The 26014-nt window shown below is 52.5% G+C and carries 17 protein-coding genes; 4 read left to right on the top strand and 13 right to left on the bottom strand.

Translation table 11 applies throughout. The features are described 5' to 3' along the window. Window positions 1-99 precede the first annotated feature (99 nt). The 4 genes from yedF (at window position 100) to H6629_09835 (ending at window position 3954) form a co-directional block, all read left to right on the top strand. Window positions 100-435 (top strand): sulfurtransferase-like selenium metabolism protein YedF, encoded by a 336-nt coding sequence (gene yedF / locus H6629_09850; protein ID MCB9068097.1) that lies wholly within the window; start codon window positions 100-102, stop codon window positions 433-435. A gap of 282 nt (window positions 436-717) precedes the next feature. Continuing rightward, the gene (locus H6629_09845; GenBank protein ID MCB9068096.1) at window positions 718-1674 is read left to right on the top strand and encodes a DmsE family decaheme c-type cytochrome; all 957 of its coding nucleotides are present in this window, start codon (window positions 718-720) and stop codon (window positions 1672-1674) included. A 15-nt stretch (window positions 1675-1689) separates the two neighbouring features. Continuing rightward, window positions 1690-3483, top strand: a complete 1794-nt coding sequence (locus H6629_09840) for a hypothetical protein (protein ID MCB9068095.1) — start codon at window positions 1690-1692, stop codon at window positions 3481-3483. Window positions 3484-3534: 51 nt separating this feature from the next. Continuing rightward, window positions 3535-3954, top strand: a complete 420-nt coding sequence (locus H6629_09835; protein ID MCB9068094.1) for a hypothetical protein — start codon at window positions 3535-3537, stop codon at window positions 3952-3954. A gap of 188 nt (window positions 3955-4142) precedes the next feature. Here the strand turns inward: H6629_09835 and H6629_09830 are convergent, their stop codons facing one another. The 13 genes from H6629_09830 to H6629_09770 form a co-directional block, all read right to left on the bottom strand. Beyond that, a complete protein-coding gene (locus H6629_09830) occupies window positions 4143-6608 on the bottom strand; it encodes a hypothetical protein (GenBank protein ID MCB9068093.1) in 2466 nt (821 codons plus the stop codon). A 293-nt stretch (window positions 6609-6901) separates the two neighbouring features. Beyond that, window positions 6902-10063: a T9SS type A sorting domain-containing protein gene (locus H6629_09825; GenBank protein ID MCB9068092.1), complete on the bottom strand. Its 3162-nt coding sequence runs from the start codon at window positions 10061-10063 to the stop codon at window positions 6902-6904. Continuing rightward, window positions 10050-11141 (bottom strand): glycosidase, encoded by a 1092-nt coding sequence (locus tag H6629_09820; protein ID MCB9068091.1) that lies wholly within the window; start codon window positions 11139-11141, stop codon window positions 10050-10052. The genes H6629_09825 and H6629_09820 overlap by 14 nt, the downstream gene beginning before the upstream one ends. 205 nt (window positions 11142-11346) lie before the next feature. Continuing rightward, complete coding sequence (locus H6629_09815; GenBank protein MCB9068090.1) at window positions 11347-12294, bottom strand: hypothetical protein; 948 nt, start codon at window positions 12292-12294, stop codon at window positions 11347-11349. Between the two features lie 7 nt (window positions 12295-12301). Continuing rightward, window positions 12302-13423, bottom strand: coding sequence for a Gfo/Idh/MocA family oxidoreductase (locus tag H6629_09810; GenBank protein ID MCB9068089.1), 1122 nt, complete (start codon window positions 13421-13423; stop codon window positions 12302-12304). Between the two features lie 75 nt (window positions 13424-13498). Continuing rightward, window positions 13499-14806 carry a glycoside hydrolase family 9 protein gene (locus tag H6629_09805; GenBank protein ID MCB9068088.1) on the bottom strand — a complete coding sequence of 436 codons (1308 nt, stop codon included), beginning with the start codon at window positions 14804-14806 and terminating at the stop codon, window positions 13499-13501. A gap of 79 nt (window positions 14807-14885) precedes the next feature. Further along, entirely contained in the window at window positions 14886-15695 is an 810-nt protein-coding gene (locus tag H6629_09800; GenBank protein MCB9068087.1) for a carbohydrate ABC transporter permease, read from the bottom strand. Between the two features lie 89 nt (window positions 15696-15784). Beyond that, window positions 15785-16636, bottom strand: a complete 852-nt coding sequence (locus H6629_09795) for a sugar ABC transporter permease (protein ID MCB9068086.1) — start codon at window positions 16634-16636, stop codon at window positions 15785-15787. A gap of 38 nt (window positions 16637-16674) precedes the next feature. Continuing rightward, window positions 16675-17157 carry a four helix bundle protein gene (locus H6629_09790; protein ID MCB9068085.1) on the bottom strand — a complete coding sequence of 161 codons (483 nt, stop codon included), beginning with the start codon at window positions 17155-17157 and terminating at the stop codon, window positions 16675-16677. 43 nt (window positions 17158-17200) lie between these two features. Then, a complete protein-coding gene (locus H6629_09785) occupies window positions 17201-18484 on the bottom strand; it encodes an extracellular solute-binding protein (protein ID MCB9068084.1) in 1284 nt (427 codons plus the stop codon). 94 nt (window positions 18485-18578) lie between these two features. Continuing rightward, window positions 18579-19601, bottom strand: a complete 1023-nt coding sequence (locus H6629_09780) for a PorV/PorQ family protein (protein ID MCB9068083.1) — start codon at window positions 19599-19601, stop codon at window positions 18579-18581. A gap of 169 nt (window positions 19602-19770) precedes the next feature. Beyond that, window positions 19771-22941 (bottom strand): hypothetical protein, encoded by a 3171-nt coding sequence (locus H6629_09775; GenBank protein ID MCB9068082.1) that lies wholly within the window; start codon window positions 22939-22941, stop codon window positions 19771-19773. A gap of 197 nt (window positions 22942-23138) precedes the next feature. Further along, window positions 23139-25823 (bottom strand): TonB-dependent receptor, encoded by a 2685-nt coding sequence (locus H6629_09770; protein MCB9068081.1) that lies wholly within the window; start codon window positions 25821-25823, stop codon window positions 23139-23141. Between the last annotated feature and the right edge of the window lie 191 nt (window positions 25824-26014).

Below are 26014 nucleotides of genomic sequence, written 5' to 3'. Positions count from 1 at the left end.
TCATTCGTAAAAAATAGTCATTTTAATTATTGAGGTTATCCCATCCAATTCCGATATTCCCACCGGTCAACAACATCTTAAAAAATTGGGAGATATTGCATGATTTTCCTGTATTTAAATTCCGACAAAATGGGCGAAGGCGATCCGCAACTGGGCAAAAAACTGATGCGCTCGTTTCTCAGCGAGCTGGCAACATCCGGGCAAACAGTAGATTTTATCGGTTGTGTGAACAGCGGCATCAACCTGACAACCAGCGGCAGCGAAGTGCTGGACAGCCTGAAAAGACTGCAGGAAAACGGCGCAACCATCGCCACCTGCGGCACCTGCCTCGATTTTTACAACAAACGCGATACGTTGGTTATCGGCGTTATCGGAACGATGGACAAAACCGTGGCGCTGATGCTGAATGCAGACAAAATTATCCGGCCATGTTGAAAAACATGGCTGTTGTTTGCCAATACTGTTTTCTCATATCTCCCACCTCTTTTTAAAACATCTCGCAAAATCTGCCAAAATCATTTCTAAACATGATTCTAATCATTTTTTAATAAACATATAGCTATTTATATTTTTCAATATCACAATAAAAATGTAAACAAAGTTTGGCATTATGTTTCATTAATAGGTGTGATAGTTTTTGTGAAAAAAATCCTATAAAGGATAGATCAAACGGCTAAATCAACTAAACAACCAATCAAAATCCAAAGGGGTTACTGTATGAAGACCGACACTCGTCTTCCTCATCGCATGGGGTTTGGCGTGCTTGTCGCGTTTTTTGTAGTGCTTCAGATGTGGGGCTTTCCCGCATTCTCTCAATCACAAACCGCAGCAACAAAAATCGGCGACGCAGCCTGTATGGATTGTCACGACGATGTTGCCGCAGCGTTTAAGATGAATGCGCACATTGTGTACGCGGAAGAAACGGGCTTTATTTGCGAATCATGTCACGGCCCGGGTTCGCTGCACGAAGAAGACGCAGAACGCTCAAGCATTTACAACCCACTAACAGATTATTCCAGCGTAACAGCGAACAATTGTTTGAGTTGTCACAATGGCGTGGAATTTCAATCGGTTACCGGCAGCGCCCACCACGAAATGGCGGAAGGCTGCAGCGATTGCCATACCATGCACAGCAACAATCAACAATTGCTGAAAAAACAGGGCTCAGAATTGTGTCTGGATTGCCACACGGAAACCGGCGCTGAGTTTCGCATGGCTTCCCATCACCCGGTATTGGAAGGGCTGATGGATTGCCAAAGCTGCCACAATCCGCACGGCGATGTAAACACATTCGCAACAACCGACGAAAGTCGCGAGTTGTGTTTGTCCTGCCACGCACAGCACGAAGGCCCGTTCGTTTACGAACATCAGCCGGTTAACGAAAACTGCGGCATCTGCCACAGTGCACACGGTGCTGTTGCCAACAACCTGCTGGTTCAAAACGAGCCGGCATTGTGTATGGATTGTCATTCAATGCACTTCCACACATCCATCACCGGATTCGACGGCGAATTTACCGAGCCGCTCAACCCGGAACGCGGTACATTTACCTCCACGTTGGATGCCTGGAAAGTTTCCATGTTGACAAAATGCACCCAGTGCCATACACAAGTTCACGGGTCAGACCTGCCATCGCAAGGTGTATCCAGCCTTGGCGGCTCACTAACACGTTAAACCAGGGAGACAAAGATGAAGAAGCAAACCAACTACGGTCTGTGGGCTTTCATCGCGTTACTGTGCTGTGTTCTCTTTCGTTTCCCGGCTTCTGCCCAGGAGGCTGCCCAACCCGTTACTAATCAGTGGTCGCTCTGGTTTGGGAGCCACTATACGGGACTGGAAGATTACACACTACGCGTTGCAGAGTTCGACCGTGGCGAAGAAGGGTTTATGCCCGAGTTTCAGCTGAAATGGCTGCGAACACAGGGTCAAAACCGGTTGAACTTCGCCGGAAATTTTTACGATTCAAAGCGCATGTCGCTGAATTTGCAGGGCAATTTCAGCAATTTCTTGAGCGCTAAAGTTGCCTACAAATCGTTTTATCGCCGGAACCAGATTGATCTGCTCCAAAACATGGTTGCCAGAGAATCCGGTAACAAAGAGGGCACGGTTGCCGGTGGTAAAATTATCACCAATGAACTGCTGTTCGATCCGGATACGGAAGATATCGGGTATCGCCGGCAGGAAATTGAAACCCACCTCGAAGCGAAAATACCCGGGTTGAAAAACCTGAAAGTGATCGCCAGCCATCGCAGCATTATGGAGAGCGGGCATTCGCAGGAAATCCAGATTTCCCACTGCGCTACCTGCCACGTTACTTCCAGAAGCATTGCGCTGGACCGCGTGACACATACGGTTGCCGGCGGTGTTGAAGCGGCTGTGACAAACGATTTTATCGTTTCATATCAGGCGCAATACCGTCAGTTCAAATCGAACGAAGGCACATATGAGGCGATGTTCGATACGGCTCGCCACCCGGTAAACGGCAGCTCCGGCGATGAATTCGCATCGCGGAATATTTTTTCCGGCGAAACCGCACAACTCGGTTTGTATCCGGAAACCAAAAAACTGTCGCATCGCTTCAAGGCAAAAGGCGTTTTCGGCAAAACCAATCTGCTGGCACAGGTGGTTAGCTTTACTGCCGAAAACAACAACGATTTGCCGGACGAAAATGTGTTGATTACCGGAGATCGCGAAACATCCGGCACTTACACGCATTTGCGGCTGGCGCATCCGTTCTTCCCAAAAACCAAGCTCATCGCCGGTGCCTATTACGGTACTTACGAAAACAGCTCGGTTTTGGTGGATTTGCCGGATTGGCGGGATAACCGTTCCGGCGGCGATATCGATTTCGATTACACCCGTTTTTCCAATTACACACGCACGGAAATGCGCGGCAATCTGGAATTCATTTATCAGCCGACCAGCCGCTATCGCCTCTCGCTGTTGGGCGAATATTCCACCCGGGAACGCGATGATTATCCGTTCGAAGGCGCGAAAGACAAAACCACAAAATTCCTGCTGCAGGGAGATGTCAAATATCGCCCCAGCCGGGAATTTACCGGGCATTTGCGCTATTATTTTGAAAACATCGACAACCCGTTTTCGCCATACAATAACCTGTTCGAGCGATATGGCAGATCCGGTCCGGACAGCCTGACGCCGATTCCCGGAACGCCCGCAGTCTATTATTATCAGCGCGATGCGATCCGTTACGGCAGCGTCACCAGCTTGCCGGCAGTTGTCAACGGCGGAAAACTGGATGTCGATTATCGATTGACGCCAAAAACCAAGCTATCGCTCGGTTTAACTGCAAAAATCGCCACCAACAACGATACGCCGGAACTGGAATACAAACAAACCAGCATGCAGCCCACGTTGGGCTTCAGTGCGGTGCCGAACGACAAGTTCAGCTTGTTCACCAGTTTCAGCTATCTCTACAAAACCCAGAACGGTATTGCCACGTTCGCAATGATGGATGGCTGAGCGGCTCATCTATTAGGCACCGGGGGTGCCTCAACCACTCAACCGCCTGTTTTGCACTTCGGATCGCTGTATGCCGAAACCGATTACACGAGCAAAGGGCAAGTCGTTTCTGCAAATCTGTCCTATCAAATGACACCCAAACTGGCTGTCAAACTGGATGGCGCTTTCAGTCATACGGAAGCGGCGTTCGATCCCATCAACATGCCAGTAACTCCTGAACGCCTGGAAGCGGAAGAATTAATCCACGCTGCACAGTATGATTACAGCACGATCAATAACTATTCTGATCTGGATTATGATTTTCTGAATCTGCGACTGGGCTTGGATTATTCCCTCTCGCCATCATTTGGTCTCACGTTCGACGTCGATTATTACGATCTGACCGACAACCAGGGCTATGTGTACGGCGTGGAAAGCGGATCGTTTTATGTGGTTCGCACGGGATTTCGTATCAATAGATTTGGCCGATAATGATCAAAAAAGCCAGGCTGCAACCGCGGCCTGGCTTTTTCTTTTTTCCTTCGATTCGCTTCCGCAAACCCAATTTATCAAAAGCTTTTTTCCGAACTATCATTCCTGCGCAGACAGGAATTTCCTCATCATCATGTAACACTACCTTTTTCTGAACTGTCATTCCTGCGCAGGCAGGAATCTCCTCATCATTTATCAAACAATAGTACAAGCGATAGATTTTGTTGCGCCGGAGAATCGATATTGACAACAAAAACATCACCCTGTGATTGGACTTTCATCGCCAGCGATTTGCCGCTATCACGATCGCGGCAAGCTGTCGGTTTCATCGGCGAAACAATTGAAAATGTTGCAGTTGTGCGCGGAATTCCTGCGGCGAAAATTCGCATTTCTTTCGCAGAATTATCGAAATCGACCGATTGAATCCGGCAATTCGCGTTCGCGAGATACGGCGATTTCGGCGTTCCGCGAATCAGCCGCACGCTGTCCGCCGGTTGCGAAAACACTGCCGAGTGCGCCGATTTTCCATCGACAAATATCGCCGAAAAATAGTCGCCATCGCCGCGATACGATACGTTCGCAGTGCGACCAAACAATTGCAAATCGTAGCCGATATCCGTCCAGCCGGCCGGTAAATGTGGCGAAAACGCGATGTTTTCGGGGTTTTCCCGAACGCCCGCCAATTGATATAGCGCGTTGATAAACCATCCGCCAGACCACAAAAATGTCGGTTTGTCGATCTGCCCGTATTCCGGCAAATCGCGGTTGGCTTTGCGATATTCGTAGAACGAGGGCTGTCCGTTCGGGCTGGCCGCAACGCCGGAAAGCGTGGCGTATTTCCGCAGCGCATCACCGGCGACATCCGGTTTGCCCGCCATCAGCCAGCCGAGGGCGTACCACACGTTTCCGTGCGGCCAAATGCCACCGTTGAGATACACATACGGCTCGCCCGCTTCCATCCCGTTAAATTTGTATTCCGCGATCATCGTGTGAAAATCCGCCGGCATGGCGATGCGCAGCCCGATTTCCGCATCGAGCAGTTCCCGTTGCGCCGTTTCCAGCAGCGTGATTTTTTGCTGAACGTCCAGCAAATCGAACACCGCAGCCACCAGCGATCCGGCGTAATAATGATGATCTGTGTTCAGCGAATCGCGCATGCTCATCAGAAATCCGCGTTCGCTGTCCCAACATTTTTCGATCAACGATTGGCGCATCGATTCGGCAATCGCCAGCAGTTCCGGCAATCGCTCGCCGTCGCGCGAGAGTTTTCCGGCGATAGCTGCATATTCGCGAATCGCGCGGATGGTCAGCGCCGTTGTGTACACCCGCGCGGCGCTCACGTTGCCGATATCCCACCAGTCCGGGCGAGTTGCGACACTCAAATTATCCGCACCGCGATTGTGCAGCATCATCGAAAGGCTTTTTTGCAGCATCGGGAAAATGGTGGAGCAGGTTTGCGCATCGCCGCTGTGCCGCAAATAGCTGCCGGAAACGATGATAAACCAGAGGTGATTCCAGTTATCCGTCGCGCAAAATTCGGTTTGATAACCGCCATCGCGCCAATAATAAGCGTGCGGCAAAATGCTGTCCGGCTGCGTAAGTGATTGCAAATATTGGAGATCGCGTTTCACGCGTTGCGTATCGAACATCACTGCGCCGAGATCGGTCAGCAGCAAATCGTGCGTGAAAAAGAAATTGTATTCGGCGGGACAGGGCATCGGCACCACCGCGCCGTCGAGCCAGTGGCGATTGCTGGCCAACACCGCTTTCGACCAGTTGAGCGTTTGGGAAAATGCGCTGTCCGGTTGCCGGAAATCGCCGGTTTCGACGGCGTTTTTCACATATTCTTCGTTGGCGGCGATGCTGTTTTGCCATTGGGAACGGGCGTTGGCGATCAGCGAATCCGCCTCACGCATCCGGCAAGTGCCGATCAGTTGGGTGAATGCGAGGCTGTCGCCCGGCGCCAGATGTTTGGCGAAATCGAACCGGATTTGCGGATTTGCGGAATCCCGCGACACAGCGATATTTGCAGGATTTCCGGCAACATTCGCCACGAACAGCGCGGTGCTGTCCGCATCGGCATCGGGGAATTCGGCGACAACTGTCCGGGTTTCGCTATCGCGTGATATATCAGCCGGATATTTCCACGCATACGTCTGGCAGGTTCGCAAAACGGGCTGCAAACTGAGCTGCATTTCCGGCGAAACGGGGTGTTCGCCCGCGTTCACGATCACAAAACTGAGCGTCATCGCGGGAATATCCGCGCAAAATTGATATTTGATCTGCACCTGCAAATCGCCCAGTTGCTCCGAAAAAACCGCCGCAAACGGCGTGTATCGATAGGGAAACGAAATGTTTTCGAGCTGCCACTGTTGCCCGTTGGCGCTGAGCGTCGCACGAACAGGCTGCGATTCGTCGCGTTTCCAGTAATCCGTACTCAAATCCAGGCTGTTGGCAACCGGATAAAAAAAGCTGATTCGCGACGGCAACGGGCGGCTGTGGTGAAACGCTGCGCCGGCAAAATTTCCGCCGACTTCCACCTGTCCGCGTTTTCCGGCAAACGGCACGGCGATATCATCGAAAAACTGGCTGTCGCCGCTTTGCCCGAACAGATTCGCGCAGATCAGCAGCGCGATGATCCATTGATTTCGCATATTTTTCCTGTCATTTTTTGTAGGTTGGGTGCCGCAAAGACGCGAAGTTCGCGAAGGGTTTATTCTTTGTTTAGCCTCAGTTTTCCCAGCTTGTCGGAGGGTGAAAACGAATTACCTTTGAACATGCCCGGAGATTCCCGCATCCGCGGGAATGACAAACCAGGTACCTGAACAGTGATCGTATTGTCATTCCTGCGGAGGCAGGAATCTCCCCGGAAAATCTCCGAACATGATCTAAAGTAATTCGTGAAAATTCGTGGCAAAAAAACAAAACACCTTTGCGACAAAAGCAATCACCGAACCAGCAACATTTTACGGATGAGCACCGTTTCGCCCGCGGTCAGCCGGTAAAAATAGATCCCGCTGGCAACGGCTTCGCCGGATGCGTTGGTGCCATCCCAAGAAATTGTGTAGCTGCCCGCCGGTAATTTTTCATCGACCAACGTTTTCACCGATTGCCCCAAAACGTTGAAAATACGCAACTTGACATCACTGAAATTTGACAACTGATAGCTGATCGACGTTGTTGGATTGAAGGGATTGGGATAATTTTGCTCGAGCGCGGTGGTTTTCGGCAGCAAGCCGTCCGCGTCATCGCCGATGCCGGTGAGGTTGAACAAATCCATAATTTCCACCGGACTGAGCACGCGGTTGTAAATCCGCACATCGTCCAGCACGCCGCGAAAACCGTATTGGGTGTTGCCCGGCACCATCTGCCCCATTGTGAGATCGAGGTTGGTTGCGCTGATGTTCCCGTTGCGGCTGGCCGCGTTCGCTTCCTGCCCGTTGAGGAAAATTTTCATCTGCCCGTCGCCAAAAGTTGCGGCAACAAAATAGAGCGTATTTTCAGCGATCGCTGCAGGCGTGTCGAGATCATAAATACCCGCGTCCGTGTTGATTGTCCAGCGCAATTTTTTGTCCGGGATGATCGACACTTTCCAGCGATTTTGCCAACTGCCGTGGGAAATCGGGAATTCCTCCGCGCCGGTGAAGCTGCTTTTTTGCAGCCAGAATGCCACGGTGATAGCTTCGCTGAAATTCAGCGAGGGGTGCAGCGGTACGCGAATCTGGTCGTCGCTACCGTCGAAAAAGTAGGCGCTGTTGGGATTACCAAAACGATCATCCGTCAATATTGCACCGGATACAATGCCGTTGTTGCCAAACCCGCTTTCGTCCGCAGCGTTTCCGGAAAAGCCGTATTGCCCGACCAACCTCCCGGCGGTGACGGCAACGCTATCCGAAACCTGCACCTTTCCGTCGCTGACCGTGCAAACGATCACGTAATATCCGGGCGTTGCCGGGGCTGTCCATTCCACGGCGGCACCGCTACCGCTGAACGTTCCGCCCGCTGCCGACCAGTCGTAGCTGAGCGAATCGCCGTCGGGATCTGTCGCGAGGCAGGTGAGTTGGGCGGTTTCCGCCACGTCGATGATTTCCGGCGTCGCCGAAAGCGATGATATTTGCGGTAGCCGGTTGTCGGTCACGGAGACGATCACTGCGCTGGTGTCCGCCCCACCGTTGCCATCGGAAACGATGCAGGTGATTTGCGCTGTTCCGGCAGAATCCGGCGCAGTCCAGTTCACGGTTGCGCCGCTGCCGGAAAGTTGCCCGTCGGTTGCGTTCCAGTTGAATACCGGCGTATCGCCATCGCGATCATCTGCGGCGCAATACACAGCAATCGTTTCACCGATAAAAACATCGTTTTCCGCAACAGCCAGCGCCTTGATGCGCGGCGGATAGTTCGTCACCGCCTGACCGCTACTATAATCCACCGTCACGCCGTCGATGCGCATTTCATCAAAATGATAGCTGACCACGCCACCCGCCGGTGCCAGCACCAGTTGCAGCGCTTCGTCCGCGGGAATCGCCACAGATACAACGCCACTGACGCCGGTTTGCAGAAAAGTGTTGCTCACGGCATCGTATAAATCCACAGAATTGCTGCCGACATCGATGCTCACATTTTGCGCCGTAACATGCGGATTATACAGCAGATAGGTCGGATAAGCCTCGTTGCGGAAAAAGTCGGTTTTGAGCATATCCAGTTTGAGCACGCCGCTCACGTCGGTCGTATCGAGAATCCCGGCGAGATAGCCGACATGCGACGAGCCATACAGCCCGAGATTGGTTTGCGCCCATCCGCCGCCGATCGCGTCGCCGGTGGCATACGGGCTTTTTCCGAACAATTCTTCGCGCAGCGCTTCGTGGGCAATCGTGCTGTTCGGGTCATACTGGAACGACCATTCCTCGCTGTCCTGATTTTCCGGCGGCAGATAATTCGGGTAAAACAGCCGCGATGCGTTCGCCACGTTCAGCACCCATTTGCCGATCGCGCGGGTGAAACGGTCGTCGTAACGGCACATCGGCACCAGCGCGCCGGCCTGTTGGTAGCCGTTCATCACAAATGCGTATTCGTTGCTGATCGATTCGCCGATCAACCCGCTCACATCGTAACCGCCCCATGTGCCCACAATCGCGCCCCACTGCCGCAATGGCCCGATGGTGAAACACCAGTTGAGCATCTTCTCGACATCGTATTGCGTGCCGATGGTCGCGTTCATTTTGGCGGCGGCGTAAACGCCGTAGGGCAATTGCAGCTCGTATGACGGATTGGTGGTTCGCCCGTTGAGAAATTCCATCGCCCATTCCGCGCCCATCCGGTAGCGCTCTTCGCCGGTTTCCAGATATGCGTTAAACAGCAGCCAGGCAATCGCTCCGGCGGCTTCCGGCTCTTTTACGCCGGTGGTCAGCGGCGTCATCGTGGCAAACGACCATGCCCGATAATCCATGAATGCCTTGTTCCACGGGGTCGCGCTGCCGCCCATCGCTTCTGTTGCGCGCAGCCACTGATCGGCAACTGTGGTAAACTGGTTGGCAAAATCGCCGGTGCCGGGATACAAATCGTACAGCTGGTAGAAAAATACGTTCGGCATGGTTTCGTACCACCAGTCGCTGCCGCTGTTGGCAACCGGTCCGTTCAGGTAAATATTTTCCTCCGGGCGGCGATTGAAAAATTCCTCACAGCGCAGCACCCAGTTTTGCGAATTCTGGTTTTTTTTGTTGATGCCCACCAGCGATGCCCCGACCACCGCCGGCAAACCGGTGATGGCTTCGCCACTGTTCGGCGAGTTGGTGCCGACATACGAATGAATCCCGAAACTGTCGTGATTGGGATAGTTGACCGTGTTGATCTGCCGGAAAATGAGCGGCAAATATTGCCCGCTGGCCGTCAATTTGAACGCCAGTGAATCGAACCCGAGCGCCACTTGTTTCCAGTTGCGCATCTGGTATGGCTGCGGCAAATTGGGCATCTGCTCGATACGCGGAATCGCGATTTGCTGGGCAAATGTTGCGGCTGAAAACAGCAGAAGGATGAAGGATAAAGGATAAAGGATAATTCGAATTCGAGAAGGAAAGGATAAAATTTTTCGAGCGCTAACTTTATGACATTTCATGAATTAACTCCGCTAAATTGACCGTCGCGAAACTGCTTGATGAATCCGACTGCGCATACGGAACAATCAATTGTTCGCCAAAAACGATGCTTCCGCAGCTATACACGACGTTGGGCACATAGCCCTCACGCTCCGATTCGTCGGGCGCGATCAGCGGTTGCGGCAGTCGCCCGATGATCTTTTGCGGCGCATCGCGATCGAGCAGCATCGCGGAAATGGCGTATTGGCGCATCGCACCAACACCGTGCGTGATTACCAGCCAGCCAGCGTCTGTTTCGATGGGCGAGCCGCAGTTGCCAAGCTGGGTAAATTCCCACGACAATTCCGGTTCGTTCAGCAGCGCTTTCGTTTCCCAGCAATACAAATCGTCGGAAAACATGATGTAATTATTTTCATTATCCTGCCGGGAAAGCATGGCGTATTTGCCGTTGATTTTCCGGGGAAACAGCGCCAGATTTTTGTTTTGCACCGCCGCGCCGTGCAGCGTCCGGGAGGAAAAATTCAGGAAATCGCGCGTTTCCAGCAGTCGCGAACGGATGCGGTGACCGTCGTACGCGGTGTATGTGGCAAAATATTGCGGCGGCTCCCCGGGCTGCTGCCACTGCACAAATCGCGCATCTTCGATGCCGTTGCTTTCCTCCGGCACCTGCGGAAAAATCACCCGTCCGGACAGCGGGATTTCCGGCGAAAATGCCGCGCCGTATCCATCCGCCGTTGGCGAAATTTCCGGCGTTTCGGTGTGGCGGCTGCGTTCGCCAATCGTGATGTTTCCCGCCGAATCTGCAATCCCGTCGAGAAAAACCAGCGAAGAAATATGCCCTTCACCGGTGGCGCGCAGGCTGATCACAAATCGTTTGCGGCCGGCGGGCACGCCGTTTTGGTCGGGATGCCAGACAATCGACGGATTGAACAGCGCCGCAGATTCCAACGAATATTCCATTGCGAGATGCGCACCGACGAGCAGTTGCTGCGCCGCCGAAAGCGATTGCGCCGCGCTGATTCCGGCAGTGCGTTTCGCGAATTGCGATTGCCAGAATCCCGCCACATCGCGGTGGCGATGGGCAAATTTGTTGCGCAAATCCTCGATTGCGGCACTGGCTGCATTCGCATCCAGCCCGGAAACCCGCCGGACAATTTTTGCACGCGATCATCGCTCAACGGAAACGGGCGCAACAAGACCCGCGTCACCTGCGGTTTGATTCGGACTGTGGATCGTTTGATTTTCATATTTTGTAAATCGTTATTTTTCAGAAACTTGGGCGTGTCAGCACCGCGCCCCTGCATTATTGTTTGTGCTGCCAAAGCGCATCGATTAATCCGGAAAGGCTGCCGGCAGCCATCGCCACAACCTTATCCGCGCCGCCGTAAAACACCTGCAATTCGTCATCAAACAGCGCCAGACCTTCGGGAAACACCACGTTATTCACATCGCCGAAAAGCTCGTATTCCCTTTCCGGCTGGAAAATGGGATAGGGCAGCCGGGCAATCACTTTGTGCGGATTTTTCGCATCGAGCAACGCCGCACCCGCGCGATAAACATGTTTCGCATCAACGCCGTGATAGATCAGCAGCCAGCCCGCATCTGTGAGAATCGGCGGCGGACCCGCACCGATTTTTTTGGTTTCCCAGTCAAATTCCCGGGCCATCACCGTGTATTTTTCGAGATGGTCGAGATGTTCCTGCCAGTATCCCGGCTCCGGATGCCGGAAGTGCTCGATACTGTCGAACAGCGCAATCTGGATGTGCGGGACAATCCGGTGCATGTAGACCACTTTTCCATCGGCTGTTTCGGGGAAAATAAAGGCATCTTTGTCCTGAATGCCGGGCGGACCGACCACGCCGAGTTTCGAAAATGAGCAAAAATCTTTCGTTTCCGCCATCATCACGCGGGTGTTGGCGTCTTTTTCGGGATGCGCGCCGTCATACGCGGTGTAAAAAATGTAGTTCGAGCCGTCAAACGGCACGATGCGCGGATCTTCCACGCCCTGTTTTTCCACGTCCCATTCCCGGCAAATCACCGGTTGTTCGCGGCGTTCGAGCACATTTCCCGCCGAATCCAGCCGCGCGTACCCGATGGTCGAGAAATTTGCGCCCTCCACCGCGCGATAGAGCATGTGCACCGCGTCGCCCACCCGAACCGTGCCGGGATTGAACACCGCCCGCGATTCCCACGAATGCGATTTGATCGGCTCCAGTAACGCGCCGCCCACGCGTTTTAATTGATATTCCATCCGTGCCTCACCTGTTTTGCGATAAAATTGTGGCCATTTCAGCCAATTTTATGGCTTCCAACCCGTTTGTTTCATCGATAACCCGCCGGTGACCGGCGTTGCGAATATACGCAATTTGGTCGGTTATTAATTGCTGAATTGCGCCGGAATAGAGCTGTAATTTTTCCTGCGCGGGTTTAAAATGAATGCGAAATTCGCGATCAACTGCGATGGTTTTGCCGTTGCCGCGCATTTGTTTTGGCGATTCGCTGAGCAGCGAAATCGTGAAATCCGCTGATTCCGGCAGCAGTTCCCACAATCGTTCGTTGGCGTCGGGATCGCCGATGCCCTTGACGATCATTTCTTCCGGTATCCAGCCCAATACGGTGATATCACCGGTTTCACAAACAATGCTGTGACGCTGACGATCGAGCAAATCCGGCTGATTAAACCCGTGATATTGTGTCGAAATCACACCGCTGCCGTGGCGAACCTGGCTGAACACGCGATCGGTTTGCGCCGTTCCGGGACGCGTTTCCGCGTGCGCGTTGAGCACTTCGCCATCGCCGAACCAGTAGCGATACAAATCGAAAAAGTGCACCGCGTGCTCGATGAAAATCCCGCCGCTTTTGCTGCGATCCCACATCCAGTGGTCCGGCGCCAACCGTTCGTCCGATGCGTTGTTGATGAAATTCGCATACAGCGGCTTGCCGAAAATGCCGGAATCGAGGATTTTTTTCACCAGATCGGTGATTTCATTGTAACGCAGCACAAAATCCACCGGCAAGATACGCTGTTTTTCGATCGCTGCAGCGATCATTTCCCGCGCATCCGCGACGGACAGCGCAAGCGGTTTTTCGCAAAGCACATGTTTGCCATGGCGCAGCGCAGCCATCACCTGTGAATGGTGCAAAAATGGCGGCGTCACGATGTGTACCAAATCGATGTCGCCATTGGCGAACAAACTTTCCGCGTCCGGATACGCAGCTGCGCCGAAGGTTTTTGCGGTTTTTTCCGCGAGCGCGCCATCCGCATCCGCCACTGCGGCAATGCGAACGCCGTCCATTTGGGCAACGGCTTTCAGGCAAAATTGCCCGAACCCGCCGCAACCGATTAATCCATAATTAACTGTTTTCACTTTACTTGCCATAGATTTTTTGCCGCAAAGGCGCAAAGTACGCAAAGATATTTTCTTTGATTCATTTGCGCCTTTGCGGCTCATTTTTTAATGCTGTTTAAGTGCCTGCAACGCCAGCAGGGATTCGATGGTCGATTCCGCACCGGAATTACGATTGACCGTTTTTGCATCGTTGATGCCGTCGTAACCGCGACCGGTTGCCGCGTCGTAAATTACCGCTCCCGCCGGATTTTTCCCGAAAAACCATTGCATTAGCTGCGCTGCCTGATCGGTATATTGCTGCTCGCCGGTCGCCTGGTGCGCCGCCAATGCCGCCATCACCATCGGGCGAATATCGTAGGCAATCTGCTCAAATTTGACGGTTTTCTCTGCAGAAATGTCATCGCCATTGCGGGTAAACCGGATTTCCCGGATAAAATTCTGCGCCAGCAGATACGGCTGGAACAGCCGAACTTCTTTCACACCCGCGTCGATCATTGCGGCATCCTGCAGCGCCATTCCCGCGTTAATAAGCGCGTGGGCCTGACTGTTGCCCCAGGCATGCCAGACATTTTCCCACGAAAGCAGCGCGCCATCCGCAAAAAATCCCTCGTGATTGAGCTGCATTTTCATGATGCCTTCGCCGATTTTGCGCATTTTTTCAGCGATTTGCGCATCGCCGGTGGTGCGGTGATACGCGGTCAACCCGAGCAGCAGCACCGATGATTGATCCGCCGCGCCGTAGGGAATCCACTGCGGCTTCGGGAAACCGTTCGCCATCTCGATTTGCGGATAATTCTCGAGCAGCGCATCGATCTCCGGCATCATTTTTTGAATGGTTTCGTCGAGTGTTTTGGCAAAATCCGGGTCATTTTTCTGATAAAACGGATACGCCTCAGCCAATGCCCACAGGCTGCGCCACGCCCACCAATTGGGCAACGGCTGACTGTTTTCCCGCGTCGTGTTGATGCTGTGATCATCAAAAATGAAGTTGTAAAACAGGCCGTTGGGCGCCTGCATGTGGATCAAAAATTTAAGCAAGCGGCGCAATTTTTGTTCGCTGGCGGCGTTGCCGTTTTGCTGCGCATCGTTGAGATAAACCACCGCTGCGCGTGCCACGTCATCCACACATGCCAGACCTTCGCCGGGCGCAACCACCCATTCATAATCCGGCGCTTCTGCGTAAATTACGATAAATCCGACGGTGTCGCCGTTCATCACCGTTTCGCCATACAGGTGATCGAGGTGCGCGAGATTTATTTGCGTTTCGGGTGGCGCTGGCGGCGTTTCCTTTCCGCAACTTATGAAAAGGATAAAGGATAAAAGATAAAGGATAAAAACAGGGATAAAGGATAAAGGGTTAAGGATAAATTCCGGTTTAGCAATATTCAGCGAATATTTTATCAGTTTTTGCATTTTCTTTCCCATCTAATATATTGTTATCTTTTAACTTATCCTTTATCACTTAGCCTTTATCCTTGCGCAGCCTGCGATGCTACTCTTTCAATCCAGAAGCCGCCATGCTGCGGATGAAATATTTCTGGAAAAAGGCGTATGCCACGACTATCGGGGCGGCGAGCAATGTTGCGGCAGCAAGTTTTACACCGAGCTGAGATTCCGCGCGACCGCCAACCGCAAACAAAGTAACGAGTTGTGGCATTGTCATCAAATCCTCGTTGCGAATAACGATGAGCGGCCAAAGCACCTCGTTCCAGGTCGTCATAAATGTGATGATGCCAACCGTGACAATCGCCGGAACGGAATTTGGCCAGAGCACCCGGAACAAAATCTGCGGTTCGTTGCAGCCGTCGATGCGCGCTGCATCGATGAGCGCCTGCGGAATGCCCATGAAATGCTGGCGAAACAGGATAATCGCGAACGCGTTCAGCAAATACGGCACGATCAGCGCCCAGTAGCTGTCCACCCAGTTGAATTCGACCATCAAAATGTATTGCGGAATCAGCGTAATCTGGAACGGGAGCGTCATCGTGAAAATGATGATGTAAAAAATCAGGTCGCGCCCGCGAAACTCCAGCCGCGCGAGGCTGTAACCGACCATCGAGCTGAACACAATCACGCCGAACGTAATTGTCGTTGACACAAAAATGCTGTTGAACAGCGCCCGCAAAATGGGGATTTTCTGGAACACCTGCACATAGCTGTCCAGCAGCAGTTGCGATGGCAGCAGCACCAGCTTGCCGATCTCGCTTTCCGGTGCGAGCGACGCCATCACCATCCACACAAAGGGATACATGAACATGATCGCACCGATTGCCAGCGCCAGATATGTGAGTAGTTTTTTCATTTGCGTTCTGGATTCTGGATTCTGGAAATTTCAAATATCAAATTTTATCTTTATCCTTTATCCTTTATCCTTCACCCTTTTCCCTTGCTTCAGGTTTTTTCGATAAACCGGCGTTGGATGACGATCACCGCCATAACCATCAGCGCGAACACGATACCGAGCGTGGCGGCGTAACCCATGTGATAATAGAAAAATCCCTGTTTGTAGATATACAAAAATGCCGAAAGCGTACTGTTCAGCGGTCCGCCGCCTGTCATGATATACGGCTCGATAAACAGCGAAAACCCGCCGATGGTGGACAGCACCACCACCATAAAAATGGTGGGATTGATGCCCGGCAATGTGATGTACCAAAATTTCTGCCAACTGGTTGCGCCTTCGATATCCGCGGCTTCGTACTGTTGCGGCGGCACGCTCTGTAAACCCACTAAAAACAAAATGATATATAGCCCGACATTCTTCCACGTCGCCATAAATGCGATGGACGGCATAGCTATTTTCGGATCGTTAATCCAGCCAATTTTCGGCAATCCGACGCTCACCAGCAGGCGGTTGAACAATCCCGTATCAAAGCCATATAGCTGCTGCCAGAGCATCGTAACGACCACACCTGAAACCACCACCGGCAGGAAATACGCCGCGCGAAAAAATCCCCGGAACCGGATGTTGCGATTGAGCAGCTCCGCAAAAAACAGCGCCACCACAATTTGCAGGGGAATGTGAATCACCAGAAAAACCAGCGTATTCCACAGCGAACGGAAGAACATACGATCCTGTACCAGCCGCTCAAAATTGGTCAATCCGGCAAATTCCATCGGCGAAATGATGTTCCATTTGTGAAACATCAGCCAGAAGGAAAACAGCACCGGAAACGCCACAAACGTGAGGAAAAATATCACGTATGGCGAAACCATGAGGTATGCGGTGGCGGATTTTTTCATGGGCGGATCGTGTTTTCGTGTTGTTGTGTTTTCGTGTTTTAGTTGCTGGTATTTATGAAGTTATCAGGTATTTCGATTGACTCATTTTTTTGGGCAAAGCCGTATGTTTGGTCGGGTTCTTTGATGACAGTTGCATCATTTTCTATCGATTTTTTGACATATCTGAGTAGTCCGAGGGTAACTTTCCGGGTATCATCCGTCAATTGCCGGATTTTTTGAATGTCACTTTGCTGCACCAAATTTTGATCGACGACAACATACAACAAGCTGCTGACTTCCGCGGCTGAGCTTTGGGCAATATCCAGAAACCGGATAAAATCGCGTTTGTGAAACCGGGCGAAGCCTTCTGCGATGTTGGACATCACAGAAACTGCTGCTGAACGAAGCTGATCGCGCAAACGAAAATCCCTCGAAAAATGATCATGCCGGGTCAGGGAATAAATCTCCCGAACCAGAACCCGGGCTTTTTGCCAGCAAATCAAATCCTCAAACCGTTCAACTTTCGCCAAATCTTTCTCCATTTTTCACGATAACACCCAAACACCAGAACACAATAACACCGTTTCACATCAACAACAACCGTACGGCCTGCGCTGCGTCCGCAACGGCGTTTTCCGGGGTTTTGACGCCATAAATCACGCAGGCTTCGTATTCTTGCGAAATGATGTCGAACACCTCTTTCAGTACCGGACACGGATCTGTGCCACGCACAAATTGCGCCTGTTTCGCGAAAGGAATCATTTTGGGATTAGCCGCAAAATACGGTGCGAACTGTGCATCTTCGAATAGATTTTTCCGGCGAGGGAGCTGATTGGTCAATTCCAGCAATCGCAAATCGTTCTCGCGATTCGTCAAAAATTTTACAAATTCCCACGCTTTTCGGGGATTCGGGCAGGTGTTGAAAATAACCAAATTTTTGGGGTCGCCGTAGGTGTACGCTGCGCCGGAATGATCATCCGGCACGGGCATGCCGGAAAACGCATAGTCGAATCCCTCCGGTTTGAAGCTTTCGGCATGGGCGATTTCCCACGGACCGGTGAAGCGCGTGGCGATCACGCCTGACAAAAACGGGTCCTGTCGCGCGTCCAGCCGTTCCTGCGCGAAGTATTTGTTTTCATATAACTTACGCAGAAATCGAAACGTGGTCACGGCATGCGCATTGTCAAACATCACCTCGTTGCCGCGCACCAGCGAGCCGCCATTCGATGCCGCCAGATACAGCGGATAAAAATCGAAAAACCGTTGCCACCAGGTCACCTGCACGTTGGCATAGCCCACCCAGCGATCCACATAGCCGTCGCCGTCGCTGTCCGTTTTGAATTCGGCACCGGCGCGGATAAATTCGCTGTAGGTTTGCGGCGGCGAATCGAACCCGATGTTGCGCATTTCGTTGGTGTTGTAAATGAGCATGATCGGGTTGACTTTCCAGGGAATCTGGTAAATATGACCGTCGAGCGAGCGGATTTCCTCCACCACGGCGCTGTCGCAGCGTTCGTAAATATATTCCCAAAATCCCGGCAGTGTGTCCAGCGCGACCAGCGCACCAGCCTGCGCGTATGCCTCCACATCGCCCTGCCACATGTTGGAATAAATGTCCGGCGTGGTTTTGCCGACGACCGCCGCCAAAATCACTTCCTCGCTGGATTGTCCTTCGGGCACGGGCTGGTTGTGCACCGGATGTCCGGCGTTTCCGGCATTCCAGCGTTGCACAACTTCATCGGCGAATTTGATTTCGTAGGTGTTGTTGGACGACCAGTAAATGATTTCGCTATCGTTTCGCTGACGGCTGCCGCAAGCAGAGAGGAGCAAGACAATCAACAATAATGTGGCAATGAAATGATGTTTCATTATCAACCTGAAGAATACGTTTGGAATGTATGTATGCGTATTATTGCCGCATATTAAGACGTGCCGGTGGCACGCCTCTACAAAAATTCAACCATCAAAATTGAATCAAAAAGGCGAAACGGTGCACGTTTTCCAGCCGCCCGAAATCGGCGTACGCGTAATCCAGCGTGGTGCGCAAGTTGTTCAAAAACCGGGTGGAAAATCCCGCGCCGAGCGTCAGCCCTTCCTCACTATCTTTCAGGAACAGATTGCGGTAACCGCCGCGCAAAAAGAACAGTTCGCGGAACGCATATTCGAAACCGGCGTGCACGCTTTCGGTGTTATTTTTGGGATGCATCGCTTCTGTGGCAACGGTGATGCGGTGGTTTTCCTGCTGCATCACTTCCATTGCGATACCCGCCTGAAAATTGAGCGGCAGCGGCCACGAGCGCGTTTCCAGCGTGGCAAATACGCGGTCGTTGTTGCCCTGGATGTTCGGGTCGATATCGTGATAGACCAACAAATCTTCGCCGCTGAGCTTCATATCCGTGCCAAAATTGGTCAACGACGCGCCGATGCGCAACCCGTTGTAACCGGTTTTGTAGAGCGTACCGATATCCACGGCAAAGCCGTTGGCGGTTTCTTTCCAGATTTTCTGGTAGATGTATTTGACGTTCATCCCCACCGAAAATTGCTGGTTGAGCGGCAGTGCATATGACAGTTGCAGCGCGAGATCGCCGGCCTGGAAAAACTCACCGGTACCATCCGGTTGATCAACCGTACGAACCAGCATTTCGCCCATATTAAGGCTGGTGAGGCTGGCACCGAGCGTGCCGAATCGTCCCAACGGGAACATTGCACCGGCGAAATCGAAATCGATATCCGCCAGCCAGTCCACATGGACGAACATCATTTCCGGACGCGACAGAAATCCCAACCCCGCAGGGTTCCAGTACATGGCGCTGGCATCGTTGGCGGTAGCGACAAACGCGCCGCCCATCCCGATGGCGCGGGCGCCAACGCCAATTTCCAAAAATGACGCGGCGGTGGTGCCCACATTGGTCACTTCGCCGGTTTGCCCGAAAACCAGCCCGGTTATCATCAACCAACCGGTTATTATGTGTTTTATTCGCTTCATGACGCTTTGCCTGAGGGTTTCAGGGTTATCGATTTTGGTATTCGTACGATTATGGTGTAAATACAATTTATCGGATAGAGACAATTCATGTATTGTCTCCACCTACTTTGTTCGTATACATGAATATTAAATTTAGACGATTCATGAATCGTCTCTACATTGATCGAATCTATTTTATAACTGCAAATTTGCCTACTTTTTCACCGATGCCCGGTGCGGTTACGTGGAAAATGTAAACGCCGTAGGATATTTCCTGCCCGTCCTTGTTGAGCAGATTCCAGGCTTCTTGTCCGTTATCGATGCTGCTGCTGTGCTCAATTTCATCCACCAGATAGCCGCGCGTGGTGTATATGCGAATGGTGCATTCCGCCGGTAAATTGATGAAATACATCTTCCGCTCACCGCGCCCGAAACGGAATGGCGACGATTCTTCCCACGATGCCGTGACCACATACGGATTGGGCACCACCGCGATATTTTCCAGATCATCCTTTGCCTTGTCCGCATCGTAGCCTTTGCCGAGGGTGGTAAATTTGATGACATCGCCGCTGCGGAAGGGCTTTTTGGTGTTGATGTAAAACACATCGCCCGCAGCAGGCGCTATATTTTCGGTGATGTTCGCATCTTTTTCGAGGAAAAATTGCCAGGTCGTTTTCAGCCGCAGCGGATTGCCCGGACGCGTATCCGGCACCCAAATCGTTACGGATTCGATGGAATCCGCACTGTGCACATTGGGAATGTAGGGCGTCAACTGGTTGTCTTTTTCGTAATATTCGAGGAACTGGAAGTTCGCCTGAGCGTCTTCGGTGACATTATACACCTTAAATTTGGTGGGCACCTGCGCCGGAAAACCAAGCCGGTTGATCGCGGTATCCACAATTTCTTCGGAAAAAGTAATCTCGAAATCCGCCGGATAATCGATGTTTAAATCCAGTCCGGAAAAGCGTTTATCTTGCGTAACGCGCCAGCGATAGGTGCTTTCGCCAACCAGCCAGCCGCTGTTTGCTTCGTTGAATGACGCCGCATCGTTGGTGAGGGTGAGCACGATGCCGTCGAACATCGGCGATTGCGAGCCGTCCTCAAACCAGACCGTATCGGTTTTGGCGATGCGCTGACTGCCGGTCACGTCCCACACCTGATAATACGACGCGCCCGCATTGTGAAAATAAGACGTATCGCCGAACGCGATTTCGTATTCGTGATTGTTCGGCACGGAATCGGGAATCAGAAAATCGATCTGGAAATCGCCGGTGCCGACAGTTTCCCGGAAAATGCTGTTTTCCGCAACGCCTGGCTCCACAAATCCGGCGGCCGGTGCGCGCGGCACAACTACCGCAGTGTTCACATCCACGGTAACATTTCCGGCGACATCTTTTTGAATGAGGCTGGTGCACTCCGCCGGCGGCAGTCCCACAAACGCGCCGGTTGCGCTGGTATCCAGCAATCCGTGATCATACGAAACCACAGCGTAGTAATAGGTTTGCCCGTTTTTCACATTCGTATCGATAAAGAAATGGCGCAGCCCGCTGTTGGTGCCGAGATCAAAATTCGCACCGGAAATATCGATCGGGTGCAGCCCGCTCCAACCGTTTTTGAGATCATATTGTGCGATCGGTTTGCGGAAAGTGGCACGACCGTAAGCATCTGTAATCAGGCGCGTTTCCAGAAATTCCGGCTCGGTAGCGCGATAAATCCGGTAGCCCTCAAAATCGAATTCCTGCAAAAACGGGTCGAACGATTGCTCCGCTTTGGTATCCCAGGTCAAAATAACGCGCCCATTGCCGGGGATCGCCGATAACAGGCGCGGTTTGTCAGGAGGTCGTGCGAAGCGATAGTCTGCATTATAAATCTGTTGAATGGTTTTTTTCGTGAGCACCAGATCATCTTTATCCGTGCCGAACAGCAGCGCCATCGAATAGTTTTCGGTTTGTCCGGGCACCAGCGGAAACGGGCCGGAGGAAAAAAACATGCCCAAATTGGCGGTTACCTGCTGGCTGTGCGGCGGCGGTGCAGAGCGGAACACGCCCCAGTTTTGGTTTTCGTTCCACAATTCGTAGGTGTGCACCGGGAAAATCCGGAATCCGGTCAAACCGATCTGGTCGGATTCATCTTTGTCGGTGAAGTCGAAATTCGGTTCGCCGGCGGTGGGCATGCCGTCGCCTTCGCCGTCATCCGGGCCGGGATAGCCAAAATTGTTCGGACCCAATCCGTCCGCGCCAACGTCGTCGTTCAGTGCTTCGCCATCGTCCCACTGTCCGTTTTCGTTAATGTCCGTGTAGGCTGCCCAGTCACCGTCTTCGTCGCCGCTCCAGTGCGGGCGCGGTGCGTAACCAAAGTAATCCTGAAATTTGGCAGGATCATCAACGCCGTATGGCGGCGTATCGAGAAATGTGCCGGGACCGGAATCGCGGGCTTCGTCCACCAATCCGTCGTCGTCGTTATCGTTCGCGTCATCCTGAATGCCGGGGCTTTCCAGAAACGCGAACCCGACCACGCCAACCGGACTCCAGCGTCCGGGCGAGCCAAATCCGTCGAAATCCCACGCCCATGCGATGTCCAGAAATGTGTCGTAATCGCCGGTGTCGTCCGATGAGTCGTCTGTGCCGCCAACGCCCCAATCGATGTAAAAACTGTAATAGGTGCTGTCGTATTGGGTTTGGCCCTCATTGGTGATGAAATACACCGCGAAAATCACGTCTTCCGCGAGCACCTGCGACCATTGGAAATAACGTGCAGCCACCTCAATACCCATGCCGCGCCGTTCGGGATCGGACGGATCGGGCAGGAAATCCCATTCCTCGTCCTGATCATCATCGAACACGAAAAAGGTTTCCAGATCGGCATTTTGCACGCCTTTGCCAAAAAAGCCGTTCCAGTAGCCGCTCCAGCTTGCGTCTTTATCCGGCCAGCTGGTTGGCCAGGTTTCCGCGTCGTCGCTCATGGCGGGTTCGGTGCCCAACGCGTTAAAATAGCCCGGCAGCGGTGCCCAACCCCACAACTCGTCGTTGGGACCACGGTCCACAAATTCACGGTATTGGGTTTCCATGGGATAAATCACGTTGCCGCTGTTGTCGGTGGTTCGCCCCTGCACAATCAACCCAACGCCGTCCACATATTGATGACCGGTGCCTTTCGGCCATTCGCCGGACGGCGAATCCGGCCAGTGTGCCAGTTCGCCCCAGTTGATGTAAATGGAGCGCACCAGGTTTCCGTCCATCGTTCCGGTGCGGCGAAATTTGGCATCGCCGGTGTTGGGGTCCGGTTCGCGTTGGCTGAATGCCGATCCGCTCAGCAGCAGTATCGCCATCGCAGCAAACCCGATGATCTGTCTGTATTTCATAGGTCGCTCGGAAAAGTGTTTGTAAATATTTGATTCAAAATTTCAGCGTTTACGCTTCTTCTGTCGTTCCGGGTTTGTCCCGGAATCTCCTTTTTGCGGAACGCAAATTTGCTTTGCCTATAGATTCGGGAGATTCCTGCTCCGAAGGAGCGCCATCGGCGCATTCGCAGGAATGACCTTTTCAAACATAAAAACGATCAAAACTTAAATTCCATCCCCACCTGAATCTGGCGCGGGGGCGAATAAAAATCCGGGCGGACGAAATATTCGTCCAGCGTGTTCACGCCGCGCGGGCGCAATCCGCCGGTGTAGAGCGGTGCCAGCGTGTATCCGGCACGACCGGTATCCGAGTAAACATCCCGCTCATTTTTGCGATCGAACAGGTTGAACACCCGCACAAACAGTTGCGCGCCATATCCGCCAAACTTCAGATTTTTGTAAATATAGGCATCCACATTGAACACGGACGGGCGACGGGCGCTGTTTTCGATGGCTGTTTGCACATTCTGGAATGTGGGTGTGTAGGGCAATCCGCTGCCGTATCGCCCGATGATACTCAGCGCGTAATTTCCCAAATCGCCGATGGTGACGGTCGTGTTGATTTGGTGGGTACGATCCCAATCGAGCGGCACAAATTCTTTTTCGGTTTCGTTGGGCGGATCGGTTTGCGCATCCAGAAACGCAGTGTTCGGGTCGGATGCGTTGCCGCGCGCCACCTGATAGGTGTAATCGATGGTCGCGCTGACGCCGGCACTGTGGCGTTTCGTCACTTCCAGCGTAATGCCGCGAACAAACCCGTAATCGCGGTTGATGTATCGCCCGTATTTTTGCCCCTGAATGGTTTGGAGCACTTCCACGCCCAGCAGATTGCGGATATCTTTATTGAACGCGGTAAGCGATACGCCGAAATCCGTGCCCATCTGCTGCTGCAAACCGATTTCGTAAATCACTGTTTTTTGTGGCTTTAATTCCGCGTTTCCAACCGTGTTCAGCAGCGATTGCGGTGGCGGTGAGGGCGTGCTTTGCAACGGAAAAATATCAAATTCCGGGTTCACATACAGATAGAAAAAATTGGGAATCTGGAAAAAATGCCCGTAGGAAATGTGGATTTTTCCGCTCGCGGAAATTGAGTGGGCAATCCCGATGCGCGGGCTGAGTTGCGAACTGGTGCCCGCTGCGCGATATTCGGTTTCCGACGGCTGCCGGAAATCCGTGGGAATATCACCGTCCGGATCGAAATAATCGTACCGCAATCCGGCGTTGATCACCAGATCGTTCAGCTCCATTTTATCCTGCAAATATACGGCAAATTCCACCGGCTTGCGGGTGTATTGGTTGTGGTTGAACGAGGTCAGCGGCGCGATGCGCGACGGCACATCCGGCAACACTTCGAACTCGCTCATCTGCAATTCGTGCTGTTTAAATTCCGCGCCAAGCTTCAACTGATGCGATTTGTTGACCTGGCTGACGATATCCGGTTTGAACAGCATCGTTTTGGTGGAGCGCTCGAAATGCCACATCTGCTGCCCGCCGGTGAGGAACGCGTTCGCCCCGGCATCCTGCAGCCGAACGGTTGACGCGTACTGATCGCCGAGATATTCATCAAATACGCGCTGGAAATAATCGGTTTTGAACAGCGAGGCGCGCAGATCCATAAACGTGCGGCTGCTGAACACGCGATTCCACAAAAACATCCCGGTGTACGATTCCTGATCGCGGCGGTAATCGCCTTCGGGATTGAGCTTGAAACGGTGATCGTATTCCCGCCAGTTGCGGTTCTGGTAAATGCCGTCGAGAATCAATTTATCACGGGAGCTAAGTTGGAATATTAACTTGAGGTTACCGGTGTAGCGTTCTTCGCTGTTCATCGGCAAAAAATCGGCGGATTCGATCAGGTTCGCGGCGGTTTCTTCGCTGAAAGCGTAGGTTTCGCCCTTCGCGGAAATCACCCAGTCGTTGCTCGCATCGCTGTTAAAATTGGATGCATCCGTCGGTGAAAACACATCGCGGCCAAACAGATAGCCATCGGATTTCAGGTATCGCCCGCTGGCGAAAAATTTCAATTTGCGAATGCCGGGCACGCGCCCGCTCACATCGCCCTGAAGGTTGTAAACCGGGTTGAAGGCGTCCACATTCCAGAAAATATCGTCGTTTGTGCTCAGGTAATCGCCGGTGTAGGCGCTCAGGTTGCCTTCCAGTTTGTCGCTGCCCTCTTTGGTAACGATGTTAACGATCCCGGACATCGCCTGCCCGTATTCCGCGTTGAACGTTCCGCTGATCACGCTCAATTCCTGAATAGCGTTATTTTCCACCTCGATGGCAAATGAGCCGGAATAGGCATCGTTCACGGAAACACCGTTAACCAGATAAACCACCTCGCCGGTACGACCGCCGCGAAAGTGCCCTTCCACAACACCGGCTTGCAAATTGACCACATCACTGAAGCTGGCAACCGGTAAATTCTCGATTTCCTGGCTGGTGATGATCGATTCGGTTGAGGTGAGATCTTTTTTGATCAGCGGTTTCTCCGCCACCACTTCCACCGCATCGGATTCCACAACGGATTCGCTCAGTTCGAAATTTACGGTGGTGGTTTTATCCACACTGACGGACACACTGGTGACGACCACATCGCGGTAACCGATGTAATTTGCCCGGACTTCGTAAACGCCCGGCGGCACATTCAAAATCATGAACGCACCATCCATATCTGTCGATGCGCCGAGAAAGGTGTTTTCAATAATGATGTTGACAGCAGGCAACGGATCGCCGGAGTTGGCATCTTTCACCTGACCGATAATTTTACCGGTTGTCCCGCCAAACAGGGCGCCGCAACCTACCGTCATCATCACAAACAGGAGTGCAAACGGACGTAGCTTCATGCTCGATATCTCCAGGCTACGCATGAAAAAAAGTTTTTTTGATTACATTATTATTTGCCGGTTTTGATTCACGGAGATTCCGGGACAAGCCCGGAATGACAGTTCATCTTCTCCGGGAGTGTCATTCCTGCGGATGCAGGAATCTCAAAACCAATTTTTGGGCGGCAAATACGATTCGAAAACATCGCAGG

The sequence above is a fragment of the Calditrichia bacterium genome, from assembly GCA_020634975.1.
Lineage (GTDB): Bacteria > Calditrichota > Calditrichia > RBG-13-44-9 > J075 > JACKAQ01.
This window is presented reverse-complemented; position numbering and strand designations above follow the sequence as displayed.